The sequence below is a fragment of the Cryobacterium sp. PAMC25264 genome (assembly GCF_019443325.1).
In the GTDB taxonomy this organism is placed as follows: Bacteria; Actinomycetota; Actinomycetes; order Actinomycetales; family Microbacteriaceae; genus Cryobacterium.
The window spans coordinates 1,656,607-1,673,129 of sequence record NZ_CP080383.1; the positions used below are offsets into that span (position 1 = coordinate 1,656,607).

At 68.5% G+C, this 16,523-nt stretch carries 16 protein-coding genes; 1 reads left to right on the top strand and 15 read right to left on the bottom strand.

What is annotated here, in order from left to right; translation table 11 throughout:
- Positions 1-311 precede the first annotated feature (311 nt).
- The 6 genes from KY500_RS07550 to KY500_RS07575 all read right to left on the bottom strand — a co-directional run bounded on the left by KY500_RS07550 (position 312) and on the right by KY500_RS07575 (position 5,079).
- Positions 312-1,304: a DUF4190 domain-containing protein gene (locus tag KY500_RS07550; protein WP_219902957.1), complete on the bottom strand. Its 993-nt coding sequence runs from the start codon at positions 1,302-1,304 to the stop codon at positions 312-314.
- Positions 1,305-1,428: 124 nt separating this feature from the next.
- Positions 1,429-1,848 carry a transcription antitermination factor NusB gene (gene nusB, locus KY500_RS07555; RefSeq protein ID WP_066595658.1) on the bottom strand — a complete coding sequence of 140 codons (420 nt, stop codon included), beginning with the start codon at positions 1,846-1,848 and terminating at the stop codon, positions 1,429-1,431.
- Positions 1,848-2,408, bottom strand: coding sequence for an elongation factor P (gene efp, locus KY500_RS07560; RefSeq protein WP_066595661.1), 561 nt, complete (start codon positions 2,406-2,408; stop codon positions 1,848-1,850). The genes nusB and efp overlap by 1 nt, the downstream gene beginning before the upstream one ends.
- 111 nt (positions 2,409-2,519) lie before the next feature.
- Positions 2,520-2,957, bottom strand: a complete 438-nt coding sequence (gene aroQ, locus KY500_RS07565; protein ID WP_219902958.1) for a type II 3-dehydroquinate dehydratase — start codon at positions 2,955-2,957, stop codon at positions 2,520-2,522.
- Positions 2,958-3,000: 43 nt separating this feature from the next.
- Complete coding sequence (locus KY500_RS07570) at positions 3,001-3,453, bottom strand: DUF779 domain-containing protein (protein WP_219902959.1); 453 nt, start codon at positions 3,451-3,453, stop codon at positions 3,001-3,003.
- A gap of 102 nt (positions 3,454-3,555) precedes the next feature.
- Positions 3,556-5,079, bottom strand: a complete 1,524-nt coding sequence (locus KY500_RS07575) for an aldehyde dehydrogenase family protein (RefSeq protein ID WP_219902960.1) — start codon at positions 5,077-5,079, stop codon at positions 3,556-3,558.
- A gap of 170 nt (positions 5,080-5,249) precedes the next feature.
- Here KY500_RS07575 and KY500_RS07580 point away from each other — a divergent pair, with 170 nt between their 5' ends.
- Positions 5,250-5,924: a DUF6518 family protein gene (locus KY500_RS07580; RefSeq protein ID WP_219902961.1), complete on the top strand. Its 675-nt coding sequence runs from the start codon at positions 5,250-5,252 to the stop codon at positions 5,922-5,924.
- A 37-nt stretch (positions 5,925-5,961) separates the two neighbouring features.
- Here KY500_RS07580 and KY500_RS07585 read toward each other — a convergent pair whose 3' ends face one another.
- The 9 genes from KY500_RS07585 to KY500_RS07625 all read right to left on the bottom strand — a co-directional run bounded on the left by KY500_RS07585 (position 5,962) and on the right by KY500_RS07625 (position 16,418).
- Positions 5,962-7,311: a GAF domain-containing protein gene (locus tag KY500_RS07585; RefSeq protein ID WP_255579867.1), complete on the bottom strand. Its 1,350-nt coding sequence runs from the start codon at positions 7,309-7,311 to the stop codon at positions 5,962-5,964.
- 162 nt (positions 7,312-7,473) lie between these two features.
- Positions 7,474-8,598, bottom strand: a complete 1,125-nt coding sequence (gene aroB, locus KY500_RS07590) for a 3-dehydroquinate synthase (RefSeq protein ID WP_219902962.1) — start codon at positions 8,596-8,598, stop codon at positions 7,474-7,476.
- The gene (locus KY500_RS07595; protein WP_219902963.1) at positions 8,591-9,064 is read right to left on the bottom strand and encodes a shikimate kinase; all 474 of its coding nucleotides are present in this window, start codon (positions 9,062-9,064) and stop codon (positions 8,591-8,593) included. Before KY500_RS07595 ends, aroB begins: the two co-directional genes overlap by 8 nt.
- A 213-nt stretch (positions 9,065-9,277) precedes the next feature.
- On the bottom strand, positions 9,278-10,486 hold the full coding sequence (gene aroC, locus KY500_RS07600) for a chorismate synthase (RefSeq protein WP_219902964.1): 1,209 nt from the start codon (positions 10,484-10,486) through the stop codon (positions 9,278-9,280).
- 5 nt (positions 10,487-10,491) lie between these two features.
- Positions 10,492-11,439: a shikimate dehydrogenase gene (locus KY500_RS07605; RefSeq protein WP_255579868.1), complete on the bottom strand. Its 948-nt coding sequence runs from the start codon at positions 11,437-11,439 to the stop codon at positions 10,492-10,494.
- Positions 11,417-12,943, bottom strand: a complete 1,527-nt coding sequence (gene mltG / locus KY500_RS07610; protein ID WP_255579869.1) for an endolytic transglycosylase MltG — start codon at positions 12,941-12,943, stop codon at positions 11,417-11,419. The genes KY500_RS07605 and mltG overlap by 23 nt, the downstream gene beginning before the upstream one ends.
- A 2-nt stretch (positions 12,944-12,945) precedes the next feature.
- Positions 12,946-13,422 carry a Holliday junction resolvase RuvX gene (gene ruvX / locus KY500_RS07615; RefSeq protein ID WP_219902965.1) on the bottom strand — a complete coding sequence of 159 codons (477 nt, stop codon included), beginning with the start codon at positions 13,420-13,422 and terminating at the stop codon, positions 12,946-12,948.
- 3 nt (positions 13,423-13,425) lie between these two features.
- Positions 13,426-16,080 (bottom strand): alanine--tRNA ligase, encoded by a 2,655-nt coding sequence (alaS, locus tag KY500_RS07620; RefSeq protein WP_219902966.1) that lies wholly within the window; start codon positions 16,078-16,080, stop codon positions 13,426-13,428.
- Between the two features lie 116 nt (positions 16,081-16,196).
- Positions 16,197-16,418 (bottom strand): hypothetical protein, encoded by a 222-nt coding sequence (locus KY500_RS07625; protein ID WP_066595691.1) that lies wholly within the window; start codon positions 16,416-16,418, stop codon positions 16,197-16,199.
- Positions 16,419-16,523 lie beyond the last annotated feature (105 nt).

Sequence of the window (16,523 nt, forward strand, 5' to 3'; positions counted from 1 at the left end):
ACGAGAATGGCGGGGTGCTGGTCTGGCCCTCATCCGGCACACCCAGCTACCGCACCGACCCCGCCAACCCGGTGGGGCCACCCCGGCCCCTGCCGCCGGTTGTCGGACCCCGGAAACGGAGACGCCCCGTCAAGGACAGCGATCTCACTCCGAGACCCCGGTCAACCCCACAGCCGGCACCGCGCGTGTCGGACAACCCACCCTTCCGACCACCGGCCGCACGACGAGCCACGAGGTCAGGACAAGCACAACCGACGAGGTGCGGAATTTCCGCGCAGATCTCGTTCGACTGCCGGGATCCTTCTGGTTGCTTAGGACGTGGCGCCGAGAACGAAGTCGGCGAACGCCTGTGGGTCGTCGATGGCTCCCAGGTACTGACGCCCGTCGACGAGGGCGGTCGGCGTGCCCTGCAGCGAGGGCAGGTCGGACCCGGGGATCGGGCCGTTCAGGGCGTTGTCGGTGTTCTGCTGCGACCAGGCCAGGTAGCGACCGCTCGTGACGCAATCGCTGATCGAGTCCGCGCCCACGGACAGGGCGATGAGCTCGTCGTCGGTGAGCCCGGTGGTTCCCTCGATGGGCTGGTCGCCGAACAGGGCGGTGAGATAGTCCAGCGTCGAATCCGGGTTGGTCGCGGCCACGCACGTGAGAGCGGCTGACGCCCGCGACGAGTACTCGCTGCCCGCGGATGCCTGGTCGAGGAAGGTGAGAGCGTGCAGGCGCAGCGTGATGGCGCCGTTGTCGACGAGGGCGGCGAGGGTGGCTCCGTTCGCGGCGTCGAACTGGCCGCAGTAGGGGCACATCGGGTCGATGTAGAGGTCCACGACGGTGTCGCCGGTACCCACCAGGAGATAGCCGTCATCGAGGTAGGCGGCGCCGACCTGTCCGGCGACGATGCTCGACGAGGGGCCGGTGTTGCCGGTGTTGCCGTTGATTCCACCGAGGACCCCGAACAGCGTGCTGAAAAGCGCGGTGAAGGTGAGGGCCAGCACCAGAATCAGGGTCGTGATCCCGATTCCGATGTAGCCGAGCACCAGTCCGGCGATCGCCAGGTTGCGGCCCCCCTCGCCCGTGCGCTTCACCTGGGCCAGGGCGATGTGCCCGGTGATCACGGCAGCGAGAGAACAGCAGAACCCGGTGACCAGCGAGACGATGGCGAGGGTGTTGGTGCGGGGCGGGATGGCCGGCACGTAGGAGGCTCCGAGGTATGTCACCGGTTGATTGCCGCCGCCGGTGTACCCGGCTTGGGCGTCTGCCTGGGCAGCGCGTTCAGCGCCAGTCTGTTGCGGATCAGTGTGCTCGGTCATGGTCTCCCCTCGTATGTCCGGACCGGCCGCGATAGCGGCCGGTCCGGCAGTGCGCTTCACGTGACGTGCCGTCACCCACCCGCCGTTCCCGCCGCGGGCGATCGAGCCTTCTGGACGGACGGTTCTAAACGGACGGAGCCGTCTGGGCGATCCGGCCGAGCAGTCCGTTGACGAACCCGGCGGAGTCATCCGTCGAGAGGACCTTGGCGGCCTCGACGGCTTCGTCGATCGCGACGGCGTGCGGCACGGCGTCGTTGTACAGGATCTCCCAGATGCCGATACGCAGGATGGCCCGGTCGATCGTGGGCATCCGCGAGAGCGTCCAGCCCTGCGAGTACGTCTCGATCAGTTCGTCGATCTCGTCGCGGTGGTCGACCACGCCGTCCACGATGTCCCTGGCGTACAGCCACGACGCCATGCGGGCGGGTTCACTCGCGGCACGTTCGGCTTCCATCGCCAGCGACTGCTGAATCGTCGACTGGCGGATGTCCGCGGCGTACAGGATGTCGATCGCGCGCTTGCGCGCCTTGGTTCGGGCGCTCACTAGTTGACGCGGCCGAGGTAGTCACCGGTGCGGGTGTCGACCTTGACCTTGGTGCCCTGCTCGAGGAACAGCGGCACCTGGATCTGGTACCCGGTTTCAACGGTGGCGGGCTTGGTGCCGCCGGTGGAGCGGTCGCCCTGCAGGCCCGGCTCGGTGTAGGTGATTTCGAGGGTCACGGAGGCAGGCAGCTCGACGTAGAGCGGGTTGCCGTCGTGCAGCGCGACAGTCACGGCCTGGTTCTCCAGCATGAAGTTGGCGGCGTCGCCGACCACGGTGGAGGACACGGTGAGCTGGTCGTAGTCCGCGACGTCCATGAAGACGTAGGAGTCGCCATCCGCGTAGAGGTACTGGAAGTCGCGGCGGTCGACGTTCTCGGTCTCGATCTTCGCGCCGGCGTTGAAGGTGCGGTCGACCGTCTTGCCGGTGACGACGTTCTTCAGCTTGGTGCGCACGAAGGCGCCACCCTTGCCGGGCTTGACGTGCTGGAACTCGATGACGGCCCACAGCTGCTTGTCGATGTTGAGGACGACGCCATTTCGAATGTCGGCGGTAGATGCCATGAAGAGGTGTTCCGTTCGATTCAATTGGGAAGGTGCATGGCCACAGGCCTCAGACGAGTGTAGCCGACACGCCGGGAATGGCCGATTCGAAACCGGCCGGTGGCTTCAGGCTCAGCCGAGCCGGACGATGTAGTCCACGGCCAGTCGGTAGGAATCGAAGCCGAAGCCGGCGATGACGCCGGTGGCCACGGCGCTGACCACGCTCGTGTGCCGGAAGGTTTCGCGGGCGTGCGGGTTGGAGATGTGTACCTCGACGAGCGGGATCCCCGCCTTGGTGACCAGGGCCGCGGCGTCGCGCAACGCGTAGCTGTAATGCGTGAACGCGGCGGGGTTCAGCACCACGGGGGTTCCGGTGTCCACGGCCTCGTAGAGCCAGTGGATGAGTTCGGCCTCGTCGTCGGTCTGACGGAGGTCCACGGTGACGTCGTCAGGGGTGGCCGCGGAGAGCAGCGCACGCAGGTCGTCGAGGTTGGCGGACCCGTAGACATCCGGTTCACGGCTGCCGAGGCGGCCGAGGTTGGGACCGTTCAGGACGAGGACTGTGCGCATGCACCCAGCCTAGGCCCGGCGCGCGGCCCGGCCTGTTGCAGGGTCAATCGGCGAAGGACTCCATCAGCTCCGAACGGATGATGAAGCGGACCCCGCGCGGAGCCTCGGCCGAGAATCCCCCGCCGCGACCGGGCACGGTGTCGATCAGCAAAGCGGTGTGGCTCCAGTACGCGAACTGTTCGGCGGAGATCCAGAAGTCGATGACCTGCTCGGGGCCACCGGCCGGCGCGATGTCCAACCGGCCGAGCAGGACGTCCTGATCGGAGGTGATGAACTCCCCCGCAGGGAAGCACATGGGTGAGCTCCCGTCGCAACATCCGCCGGACTGGTGGAACATGAGCGGTCCGTGTTCCTCCCAGAGGCTGCGCAGCAGATCGACCGTGGCCGGGGTGAGCGCCACCCGTGACCGGGTCTCGCCGGGGATGGTGATGGTGCCTTCGACGGCGCTGGCGGGCGTGGGCGGCGCATCGGGTTCGGGCGCGATGAGGTCGGTCATCAGGGGTCCCTCCGGAGGTGGTGCGTGCTGGGGGTGTGGGCGGGTGGTGGTGCCGACCGGGATGGTCTTCGGGTGGCCGTCCGGCCGGCACCGGGGTGTGGCTTAGAAGAAGCCCAGGGCGTCTTCGGAGTAGGACACGAGCATGTTTTTGGTCTGCTGGTAGTGCCCCAGGGCGAGCTTGTTGTTCTCCCGGCCGATGCCGGAGCTCTTGTATCCGCCGAAAGCGGCTCCAGCCGGGTAGTTGTGGTAATTGTTGACCCAGACCCGGCCGGCATGCAGGTCGCGGCCGGCCCGGTAGGCGATGTTGCCGTTACGCGACCAGACGCCGGCACCGAGACCGTAGAGGGTGTCGTTGGCGATGGAGATGGCGTCGTCGTAGTCCTCGAAGCTGGTCACGGCCACGACCGGGCCGAAGATCTCCTCCTGGAAGATGCGCATCTTGTTCTGGCCCTCGAAGATCGTCGGCTGCACGTAGTAGCCGCCGGCCAGGTCCCCGCCCAGATCGAGCTGTTCCCCACCCAGCAGCAGCTTGGCGCCCTCCTTCTTGCCGATGTCGATGTAGGAGAGGATCTTCTCGAGCTGGTCGTTGCTGGCCTGCGCACCCACCTGGGTGTCGGTGTCCAGCGGGTTGCCCTGGATCGCGAGCTTGGTGCGCTCGATGGCGCCGCCGAGGAAGCTGTCGTAGATGGGCTTGTGCAGGAGGGCCCGGCTCGGGCAGGTGCACACCTCGCCCTGGTTGAAGGCGAACAGCACGAAGCCCTCTTGGGCCTTGTCGTAGTAGCTGTCGTCCTTCTGGGCCACGTCGTCGAAGAAGATGTTCGCGCTCTTGCCACCCAGCTCCACGGTGGAGGGGATGATGTTGGCGCTGGCGTACTGCAGGATCAACCGGCCCGTGGTGGTCTCCCCGGTGAACGCGATCTTGCGGATACGGTTCGACGACGCCAGCGGCTTGCCGGCCTCGATGCCGAAGCCGTTGACGATGTTCAGTACGCCGGGCGGCAGGATGTCGCCGATCAGTTCGATGAGTACCAGGATCGACGCGGGGGTCTGCTCGGCGGGCTTGAGCACCACCGCGTTGCCGGCGGCGAGGGCCGGGGCCAGCTTCCACACGGCCATCAGGATCGGGAAGTTCCACGGGATGATCTGCCCGACCACACCGAGTGGCTCGTGGAACTGATACGAGACGGTGTCGTTGTCGAGTTCGGCGTGGTCGCCGTCCTGCGCGCGGATGGCGGCGGCGAAGTAGCGGAAGTGGTCCGCGGCCAGCGGCAGGTCGGCGTTCAGCGGCTCCCGGATGGGCTTGCCGTTGTCCCAGCTCTCGGCCACGGCCAGCAACTCGAGATTCTTGTCGATGACATCCGCCATCTTGTTGAGCACTGCGGCACGCTGCGTGGCCGTGGTCTTGCCCCAGGCCGGAGCGGCCTTGTGCGCCGCGTCGAGGGCGAGGTCGATGTCCTCGTGGGTGCTGCGGGCGACTTCGGTGAAGGGCTTGCCGTTGACCGGTGAGATGTCTTCGAAGTACTGGCCCCTCACCGGTGGCACCCATTCGCCTCCGATCCAGTTCTCGTAGCGGGACTTGAAGGTGACTTTGGCGCCCGGCGTGCCGGGGGCGGCGTAAACGGTCATTTCGCTCCTTGTTCGACGACTCTGTCGATGGCTGTCCGCGTCTGCGCGGACCGTGCTGTGAGCCTATGGACGTGAGGGTTGCGAAACGTTGCGGACGTCACCCGGCCGGCGCACCCCCGTCATCCGCAGGGAGGACGACACCCGAGGATGCCCCGTCTAACGTCGGAAGGATGGACACCCTTGCAGCTTCCCGCACCGTCATAGCGGACAGACCAGAGCCCGGCTGGTGGTACCGCGAGAGCCTCAGGTCATCGCTACACGCCATCCTGATCGCGGTGATCGGCGGTGCACTGATCGGCTCTCTGACCAGTTTCGGCCAGGGGTACCTGCCGGAGTGGGTCAATTCCCTGAGCAACTCGGTGGGCGGCTGGACGATGTTCTGCTTCCTGATCGTCTGGCTGGGTCGTGCCCGCCCCGTCCTCGCCGCGGTTCTGGGCGCGCTCGTGTTCCAGCTGCTGGTCGAGTCCTACAGTGTCGTGAGTGAGTGGCGGGGCTTCGATGACGGGGATCCGTTCACGTCGGTATGGACCGTGGCCGGTCTGGTCGCGGGTCCGTTCCTCGGTACCACCGCCGGCCTGGTTCGCCACGCTCCCCCGCTCTGGCGGGCCCTCGCGGTCACTCCCCTTTGCGCGGTCCTCCTGGGCGAGGGTCTCTGGGCGCTCACTGCCGTAGCCGGCACCACCAGTCCGGTGTACTGGGGGTTGGAGATCGTGCTGTCGGTGGTCTTCCTGTTGGCGGCGGTCCTCCGCTGCCGGCTCGAGCCGCGGGTGGTCCCCGTGGTGGTGTGCGTGTGGCTGGTGGGCACCCTGGCCTACATCGGCGTGATCGTCGGCATCCTGAGCTGACGGCCTGACGCGCAGGCAGTTCTTCGTGCAGGCATGCTCACAGCGCGGACGTGGTTCCGATGTCGTGCTCGATGCGGGCGAGCCGGGCGAGCACCGCGGCTCGCTGGGGTGACCGGGCCGGCAGCAGTTCCCGGCACGCGCGCCAGACCTCGCTGTCCCAGGCCGCCTCGTCGGTCGCGGCAAAGTCGAGCAGTACCTCAACGGATGCGTCGCTGAGCAGGGTCTCCCTCAGCCGGCGAGTCACCTCCGTGCGGATCTCCACGATGCCAGGGGCCACCGAGCCCGGGAGCACCGGGCCTCGGTACGCGGCGAGGGCCATCCGGTGCGCGCCACGCCGCAGCAGCGCCAGAAGGCGCCCGGCATCCGTGTCGATGTCGGTCTCGAGCCGGTACGGGCGTGACCCGATGCGCAGCCGCGGATGGTCGACGGACAGGACCCTGCGCAGCCGCACCATCTCCGCGCGCAGGTTCTCCACCGCGTGCGGCTGATCCTCGCTCAGAGCCGCTGCGAGACGTTCGGCTGACAGGCCCTGCCGGTGCCAGGCGAGCAGCAGAAGAATCTCGGCATGCCGGGGGCTGAGCTGAGCGCTGCCGGAGTGGCCGCGCAGGCTGCCGTTCTCGGTGCCGAGCACGCTGAGCAGCATCGCCGGTGCGGTGAAACCGGACGGTCGCGGGGCGGGCCGTCGAGGGGCACTGAGGCTCTGGATGCGCAGCTCGGCTTCGAGCGCCGCCACCGCAGCCTCCACCAGGGGCAGAGTCTGCGGGGCCACCGCCTGGTCTCCCCCGGTGATATCGATAACTCCGAGCACGGCCCCGGTGACCGGGTCGTGGATGGGAACGGCCGTGCAGCTGAACTGGTGGGCGAGCTGGCTGAAATGCTCGGCACGCTGGATCTGGACGCCGTGGTCGAGCTCAAGTGCCGTGCCGGGGGCGCTCGTGCCCACCCGGGCCTCCGACCAATCGGCGCCCACCACGAAGCGCATCTCCTCGGCGCTCGTGCGCACTGCGCTGTCGCCGTCGATCCAGAGCAGCCGGCCGGCCTCATCCGCCACGGCGACGATCAACCCGAACTCGGTGGCATGACGCACCAGCAGGGCGTTGATCACCGGCAACACGCTGGCCAGAGGGTTGCGGGAGCGCAACAGGGCCAGTTCGTCGCTGCTCAGTGTCGGATCGGCCTGGGCGGTGAGAGGGTCAAGTCGCAATGAGATGGAGCGTTGCCAGGACTCCCGCACGAGGGCGCGCATTCCTGCCTGCATAACGTTTGCACTCAGGTCGGTGCGGTGACCGATGGCGGCCTCATGCAGCCGTTCCTGTGCGGTGAACGAGCGCAGAGTCGACGCGCGCACAGTCGAATCGGCAGGCGTGATGGTCCACGGGCTGCTCACAACACCTCCGATCAACGCTGGTCGTAGGCGACCTGCGCCAGCGGCCGGTCGGGTGCTTCATTCTAGGCACAGACTGCGAGAAAGCGTGGAGCTCGGCACGCGGGCTTGTGCTCGACGATCAGCGGCAGCGCAACGAGATCTGCTGGTCGGTGTTCGACCGGCTTAGGACCCGATCTCCTGGTACGCGGCGAACAGGAGTGATGCATCGGGCGCTTCGAGAACGGTGGGCTTGCCGATGTCGTCGAGCACGATGAAACGCAGCATGCCGCTGCGGGTCTTCTTATCGCGCTGCATGGTGGCCAGCAGCGTGGGCCAGCGGCCAACCGGGTAGCTGATCGGCAACGTGAGCGATTCCAGGATGCGGCGGTGCCGGTCGACGGCCTCGTCCGAGAGCCGTCCGCTGAGACGGGCGAGTTCGGCGGCGAACATCATTCCCACGGCCACGGCGGCCCCGTGACGCCAGCCGTAGCGTTCGGCGTGCTCGACGGCGTGGCCGAGCGTGTGCCCGTAGTTGAGGATCTCGCGCAGGCCCGCCTCCTTGAAGTCGGCGCCCACCACGCGAGCCTTCATGGCGATCGCCAGTTCGAGCACCCGGCGGAACTGCTCGGTGGTGGGGTCGGTCACCAAGGCGACGTCGGCTTCGACGATGTCGAGGATCTCGGGGACCTGGATGAAGCCCGCCTTCACGATCTCGGCAAACCCTGCCAGGATCTCGTTGCGGGGCAGGTCGGCCAGGATGTCCAGGTCGCAGACCACGGCCGCCGGGGCGTAGAAGGTGCCGACAAGGTTCTTGCCTTCGGCGGTGTTGATGCCGTTCTTGCCGCCGACGGCCGCGTCGACCATCCCGAGCACGCTGGTGGGAATCTGCACGAGCTTCACGCCGCGCAGCCAGGTGGCGGCGACGAACCCGGCCAGGTCGGTCACCGCGCCGCCGCCGAAGCCGATCACGGCATCCGTGCGGGTGAAGTCGGCCTGCCCCATCACCTGCCAGCAGAACGCGGCCACCTCCACGCGTTTGGCGGGCTCGGCGTCGGGCACCTCGGCGATGAGGACCTCGTAGCGGTCGAGCAGGCTCTCACGCAGCGCCACCGCGCGGGCGCCCAGGTGCGAGGTGTGCACGATGAGCACCTTCTTGACAGTGTCACCCAGCTGCTCGGCAACGTCGGCAACGATGCCGCGCCCGATGTAGACGGGGTAGCTGTCCACCCCGCTCACGGTGATGGTCGTTGTGGACTCGGTGTCGGTGCCGGATTCAGCGGAGGGGTCTTCGGGATGCAGGTCAGTCATGGTGTCGTCGTACCCATTTCACGATGTCGTCGGCGATGGCATCGACCGGTCTGGTCGACGTGTCGAAGTGGATGCTGGCCAGCGCGTCGTAGAGCGGGCGTCGCTCATCATAGATGCGTTGCCACGCGTCGGGACCGGCAGCCAGCAGCGGCCGTTTGGCGTTTCTGGTGCGCGAGCGCACGGCCTCGGCGGTGGTACTCAGCGATACCACGGTGGTGCCGCGGAGGCGTTCCCGGGTGGCGGGGTCGAGCACGGCTCCCCCGCCGAGCGACACCACGGCCCGCCCGCGCCCGAGGGCGTCGGCCACCGCGTCGCGCTCGAGGTCCCGGAAGTGCGGCTCGCCGAGCCTGGCGAAGATCTCGGTGATCGGCCCGTGCGCGGCAACGATGGTCTTGTCGGTGTCGATGAACGGAACCCGGAGTAGGCGGGCGACCCGGCGACCGATCTTGGACTTGCCCGACGCCATGGGCCCGATGAACACGAGCGGGAAGAGGGGGCGTCCGCATCCCGCTCAGGCTCCTGCACGACAGAGGCGGCGCCGCGCTGGGCACCGTCCTCGGATGAACTGCCGGCCGGCAGCCTGGTCTGGCTCGGCTGAGGCACCTCTGCCGGCTCTTTCGGAACCCTGGCCGGCCAGCCCTCCGGCGGCCGGGAGGCCTCCGGGCTCAGGAACAGCACGCTAGACGGTCGCGTCGCTGGACGCCCCGGTGCGCAGATTGGCCGGGATGCTGGCCAGGTAGGAGTCCAGGTTGCGCTTGGTCTCGGTGAGCGAGTCGCCACCGAACTTCTCCAGCACCGAATTGGCGAGCACGAGCGCGACCATGGCTTCGGCGACGACGCCGGCCGCCGGAACGGCACAGACATCGGACCGCTGGTGGTGTGCGGGTGCGGCCTCGCTGGTCGTGACGTCGACCGTGCGGAGGGCCCGGGGAATGGTCGCGATGGGCTTCATCCCGGCCCGCACACGCAGGACCGTTCCGGTGCTCATGCCGCCCTCGGTGCCGCCGGCCTTGTCGCTGGCGCGCACGATCTCGTCGTCGACCTGCACGAGCTCATCGTGGGCCGCTGAGCCGCGACGGGTGGTGGTGAGGAAGCCGTCGCCGACCTCGACGCCCTTGATCGCCTGGATGCCCATCAAGGCGGCGGCGAGCTGGGAGTCCAGCCGGCGGTCCCAGTGCACGAACGAGCCGAGCCCGGGCGGAAGGTTGTACGCGAGCACCTCGACGATGCCGCCGAGGGTGTCGCCGTCCTTGTGGGCGGCATCCACCTCGGCCACCATCAATGCGCTGGTGGCGGGGTCGAAGCAGCGCAGCGGGTCGGCGTCGAGGGTGTCGACATCGCTCGGGTGCGGCAGAGGCGAGCCTTCCGGCACGCGCACGGGCCCGATCGACAGGGTGTGGCTGACCAGCTCGATGCCGAGTCCGGCCAGGAAGGCGCGGGCGACGGCGCCGAGGGCGACCCGGGCGGCGGTCTCGCGGGCGCTGGCGCGCTCCAGGACCGGTCGGGCCTCGTCGAAGTCGTATTTCTGCATGCCGACGAGGTCGGCGTGGCCGGGGCGCGGGCGCACCAGGGGTGCTCCGCGGCCGCGGGTGAGCAGGGCGGGGTCCACGGGCTCTGGGCTCATCACGTCGGCCCACTTGGGCCATTCGGTGTTGCCGATCCGCAGGGCCACGGGGCCGCCGAGGGTGAGTCCGTGGCGCACGCCGCCGGAAATGTTCAGTTCGTCCTGCTCGAACTTCATGCGCGCCCCCCGGCCGTAGCCGAGTTTGCGGCGCGCAAGGTCGAGGCGGATCTCATCTAGTGTGACCGGGATTCCAGCGGGCAAACCCTCGACAATGGCGAGGAGTTCGGGGCCGTGGGACTCTCCGGCGGTGAGCCAACGAAGCATGGGTACTATCCTTCCACAGCCGGGCCGGGCGAAGCAGCGGGCAGGGCCGCGCGCATGGCGCTCAGCACGCTGTCTTCGTCGGGAAGCGGCTGAAACGGGTCATTTGCCACGAAGATGCGCACCTGGATTAGCGCCTGGTGCAGCAGCATGGTCAGTCCGGAGTACGCCGTGCCGCCGGTCGCCGCCCAGGAGGAGGCCAGGGCGCTCGGCCAGGGGGCGTAGCCCACGTCGAACAACGGGGTCTCCGCCCGCAGGCGCGTGGGGAATTCGGTGGGCAGCGCCGTTCCGCCGGGCAGGGTGCTGATCACGAGGTCGCTTTCCCGGTCGGCCGCGTCGACGGCGTCGAGGCCGGTGACCGTCACGACGAGTCCGAGTTCGCGACCCAGGGTCTCCAGGGTTTCGGCCTTGCCCGGGGTACGGGCGATTACGTCCACGAATTCGGCGCCGAGTTCGGCTGCGGCGACCAGAGCGGATGCCGCGGTGGCGCCGGCTCCGAGCAGGGTGACCCGGTTGGCCCGGTCGACTCCGGCCTCGGCCAGGGCGCGCACGAGGCCGGGCACATCCGTGTTGTACCCGGACAGGGTGCGGCCCTGCCCGGGCGTGTCACTGAGACGAACGGTGTTGACCGCTCCGGTCACGGCGGCGACCCGGTCGAGATCGGTGAGGCGGTGCTGGATCACGTGCTTGAGCGGCATCGTGAGGGACAGACCCAGCCAGTCCGGGCCGAGCCCGTCCAGGAACGTGTTGAGCTCGCGCGCACCGACCTGGCCGGCACCAACCTCGATCGCGGTGTATTCCCAGTCCAGCCCGAGCGCCCGGTAGGCCGCCTGGTGCAGGGCCGGCGAGAGCGAATGCCCGATCGGCGAGCCGAGCACGGCCAGCCGGCGCCGGCCGCTCGGTGTCGTCGTGTCAGGGTCGGTTCCGCTGAGATCAGCCATATTCGGGGTGCTCATCCATCCAGGCCAGCCACTTGGCGACGCCCGCGTCGTGCTCTTCCACCGTGGTCGAGAAGATGGTCTCGCCGGTGTCCAGGTTCCAGGTCACGAAGAATAGCCAGGTTCCGTCCGCGGGGCGTAGGGCCGCGTCGATGGCGAGGTCGCCCGGATTGCTGATCGGCCCGACCGGCAGTCCCGGGTGCACGTAGGTGTTGTACGCGTTGTTGGCGTCGCCGCGTTCGGCATCCGTCGTGGTGACCAGATGGGTGTTGCCGGTGCCGTAGGCCACGGTGGCGTCGGACTGCAACAGCCCGCTCTCCCACTGGGCAGGGTCGAGCCGGTTGTAGAACACCCGGGACACCTTGTAATAGTCGTCCTTCAGTCCAGCCTCACGCTGGATCAGCGATGCCATCACAATGGTCTTCCACCGGTCGCCCGGCGCGACACCCGCCGCATCGAGGGCCTGGAACTGGCGGTCAACCAGAGTCTTGATCGCATCGTGCGCAGTGGTTCCCGGCTGGAACGTGTAGGTCGCGGGAAACAGGAACCCCTCCAGGCTGGTGGCCTCGGCGGGGAGACCGAACCCGGACAGGTCGGCTGCGGCCGCCTGCAGATCGGCCAGGGGGATGTCGGTGCCCTCGGAGATCGAGGTGAGCACATCCACCGCCGCGGTGCCTTCGGGGATCGCCACGGTGAGCTCCTGCCGGGTAGCCGGGTCCTGCAGAGCCGTAAGTGCGGCCTGGGAGCTCATCTGGGAGGCCAGCAGGTAGGCGCCGGGCTGGAACACCGGGTCGGTCGCTTGGGCGAGGAGGAGGCTGTAGAACGCGTCGTAGCTCTTGACGACGTCCTGGTCCACCAGGGTGTTGGCGATATCGGAGCCGGTCTCGCCGTCGTGGATCATGACGAGCACCTCACCGGAGCCCGAACCCTCGTAGTCTTCGGGGCCCTGAGTCGCCGCGATCAGCTGGCTGATAGGCCCCTGCAGGGCGAAGGCCGCAGCGCCCATCAGCGCGAGGAGCACGACGAGGACGATCAGGCAGCCCCAGGCTCCCTTACGTCTGGGCTTCTTCTCGGCGGGCAGGCCGGAGAGCTGGGCCCGGCGATTCGCACGGCTCTCGCGGCCGGTTCGCCCGGCGGCCGAGTCTGCGGGACGAGCCGTGCTCGGCCCCGCCGCGGCAGTGCCGGATGCAGAGGCGTCGGATACGTCGGCAGCGCTGGCCGGGACGCCGAAGCCGAGACCGGCGAACGGGTTGTTCTCTGCCGCCCACGCGGCGGACGAGGTGTCGGCGGGCGCTGTGTCGGCAGGCGCTGTATCGGCGGGCAGCGGCGCTTGGACCGGCGCCTGCGCGCCGGCAGCTGGAACAGCACCCGTGCCGTCGAACGGGCCGGACTGGGCGTCGTGGACTGCCTGCGCGTCCCGGGCCGCCTGCGCCTCACGCAGTGCGCGCCTGCTGGTCGGCGGGCGGTCGCCCTGGGCGCCCGACAAATTGCTGTCGGGTGATTCCGGCGGACTAACTGCCACGATTACGGCCTTCCGGTGGTGTCGACAGGCGCGCCGGCTGGTTTGCCCGAGGCCCGTTCCGTATCAAGAGCGTGCTGCAAGATGATAGTCGCGGCGACCTGATCGACCACTGGACGCTGGGTGCGGGTGCTGCGGCCGCTCGTGCGGAGCGCGGCCTGGGCGGACACCGTGGACAGCCGCTCGTCGACCAGGCGCACGGGAACCGTCAACTCACCGGCCAGCGCAGCGGCGAAGGCCACGGCGTCCTCGGTGGAGGCGGTGTGACGCCCGGACAGCGCCAGCGGCAGCCCCACGATGACTTCGACGGCATCCAGCTCGGCCACAATCGCGGTGAGGCGAGCGAGATCGCCCGGTGCCGCTGCGCCACGTTGCCGCGGCACGGTCTCGACGGGGGTGGCGAGCATGCCGTGGAAGTCGCTGCGGGCAACGCCGATCCGCACGGTTCCGACATCGACTCCCACCCGCACACCCGTTCGCATGGCTTAGCGGGCCACCAGCGTGCGGAGCGTGCTGAGCGCCTCGGGGATCGCGGCCACGTTCGTTCCGCCGCCCTGCGCCAGGTCGTCCTTGCCGCCGCCGCCGCCGCCGAGGACACCGGCAAGCTGCTTGGCCAGCGCGCCGGCCTTCGCACCGGCGTCGCGGGCCGCGGCGTTGGTCGCGACGATCACGACGGGCTTGTCCGCCACCGTGGCGGCCAGGGCCACGACGGCCGGCGCGGACCCGAGGCGTTCCCGGGTGCCGGTGACGAGCATCCGCACGTCATCGGCCGAGTGGAGCACGCCCAGATCCTCGGCCACCACGGTGAGGTCGCCGATCCGGGTCGCCGCCGCGACGAGGGCGGGCACCCGGTCGCTGAGCGCGCGGGCTTCGAAGCCGGCGATCTTCTTCTCGGCGGCCTTGAGGCTCTGCATGAGGTCCATGATCTTGGCCGGCAGCTGTTCGCGCGGGGTCTTGAGGTTGCTGGTGAGCTGCGACACGATGGCGCGCTCGGCCGCCAGATCGCGGAACGCCTCGAGCCCGACGAGGGATTCGACCCGGCGGTTGGTGGACCCGACAGACGCCTCGCTGACCAGGTTGATCATGCCGATCTCGGCGCTGGTGGACACGTGCGTGCCGGCGCAGAGCTCACGCGACCAGGGTCCGCCGATGTCGACGACACGCACCCGGTCGCCGTACTTCTCACCGAACAGTGCCATCGCCCCGAGCGCCTTGGCCTCGGCCAGCGGCAGCTCGCGGGTGGTGACCTGCAGGTTGTCGCGGATGGCGTTGTTGGAGATCTCCTCGATCTCACTGCGGGTGGCCGGGGACAGCGCCTGGTTCCAGGAGAAGTCGAGGCGGAAGAAGCCGGCCTTGTTGTACGAACCGGACTGATGGGCGTTCGGGCCGAGCACCTGGCGCAGGGCCGCGTGCAGGATGTGCGTGCCCGAGTGCGCCTGCCGTGCGCCGCGGCGCCAATCGGGGTCGACGACGCTCGTGGCGGAGTCGCCCACGCCGACCTCGCCGCTGGTGACCTGCACCTTGTGGCTGATCAGTCCCTTGACGGGCTTCTGCACGTCGAGCACCTCGAGCTCGTAGCCCGGGCCGACGATGAGGCCGGCATCGGCCTCCTGGCCACCCGATTCGGCGTACAGCGCGGTCTCGGCGAGGATGACCTCGGCGATGTCACCGGCGACGGCCCGGTTGACGGAGGCGCCATCGACGATCAGGCCCAGGATGCTGGACTCGGTCTGCAGCATGTCGTACCCGGTGAACACGGTCTCACCGTGCGCACGGAAGGCGCTGTAGACCGAGAGGTCGGCCAAGTGGGTTTTCTTCGCCTTGGCGTCGGCCTTGGCCATGGCACGCTGCTTGGCCATGAGGGTGTCGAACGCTTCGCGGTTGACGCTGAGGCCGGCCTCTTCGGCCATCTCGAGGGTGATCTCGATGGGGAAACCGTAGGTGTCGTGCAGCAGGAACGCGGTGTCTCCGGCAAGCTCCGCCTTCTGTGCGCTCTTGGTCTTCGCCACGGCGAGGTCGAGCACGCTCGATCCGCTGGCGAGAGTGCGCAGGAAGGTCTCTTCCTCGGCGTACGCGGCCTGGCTGATCCGGTCGAAGTCGGTGGCGACCTCGGGGTAGGCGGCGCTCATGGCGTCGCGGGAGGCGGGGAACAGCTCCGTGAACGATGCGGTGTCGACGCCGAGCAGGCGCATCGCGCGCACGCTCCGGCGCATCAGGCGGCGCAGGATGTAGCCTCGGCCCTCGTTGGACGGCATCACGCCGTCGCTCATAAGCATGAGGGAGGACCGCACGTGGTCGGCGACGATGCGCATCCGCACGTCGTCGTCGTGAACGGCGCCGTAGCGGCGGCCGGAGAGCGCCGCGGCACGGTCGAGGACCGGGCGCACCTGGTCGATCTCGTACATGTTCTCGACGCCCTGCTTGAGGAACGCGACGCGCTCCAGGCCCATACCGGTGTCGATGTTCTTCTTGGGCAGGTCGCCGAGGATCTGGAAGTCGTTCTTTCCGGTCCCCTCGCCGCGGAGGTACTGCATGAAGACCAGGTTCCAGATCTCCACATAGCGGTCGTCGTCGGTGGCCGGACCCCCGTCGATGCCGTAGGCGGGACCGCGGTCGAAGAAGATCTCGCTGCAGGGTCCGGCCGGGCCGGGCTGACCGGTTGACCAGTAGTTCGTGTCCATGCCCAGGCGCTGGATGCGCTGCTCGGGCAGTCCGAGCGCGCGCCAGTAGCCGAATGCCTCATCGTCGTTCTCGTAAACGGTGACCCAGAGGTCCTTCTCGGCGAACCCGTAGCCGCCGTCGGCCTCGCTGGAGGTGAGCAGCTCCCAGGCGTAACTGATCGCCTGTTCCTTGAAGTAGTCGCCGAAGGAGAAGTTGCCGTTCATCTGAAAGAACGTGCCGTGCCGCGGCGTCTTGCCGACCTCTTCGATGTCGTTGGTGCGGATGCACTTCTGCACGCTCGTGGCGCGCGGGTACGGTGCGGGCACCAGACCGGTGAGGTACGGCACGAACGGCACCATACCGGCGACGGTGAAGAGGAGGGTGGGGTCATCGCTCACGAGCGACGCCGACGGGACAACGGTGTGTCCACGATCGGCGAAGAAGTCGAGCCAGCGCCCGCGGATGTCGGCAGTCTGCATGGGGTCCGTACTGTTGCTGGGAACGGACGAAGTCCGATCGGGGATGCGGTGGGGGGAATATCAGTGGGGAGGCGACGCGGTGGAACGTGACTCCGTCGGAGTGGGCGGCGCCAGGTTCAGGGCTTGGAGAGCTCTTCGATGGTGTCTTCAGCGTCGCCGAGGGCGGCGTGGAGCTCGGCTTCGCGCTTGCGGTAGCCCTCCGAGATGGCCTCGCCGAACTCACGGGTCTTCGCGTCCAGATCGGTGAAGAAGCGCTTACCCTGCTGGGTCTTGTTGACTTCGTGGGCGACGACGAAGCCGACGCCGACGCCGACGACCAACCAGATGAAGTTCTTCATGGCATGTGCTCCCTGAATTCGGTGAAGCTGGTGTGTGTTGAGAAACTGTGTGCGCGCGGAAACCGGTGCGCGGACAGCGGACAGTCTGGTTCCCAGCGTAGTGGA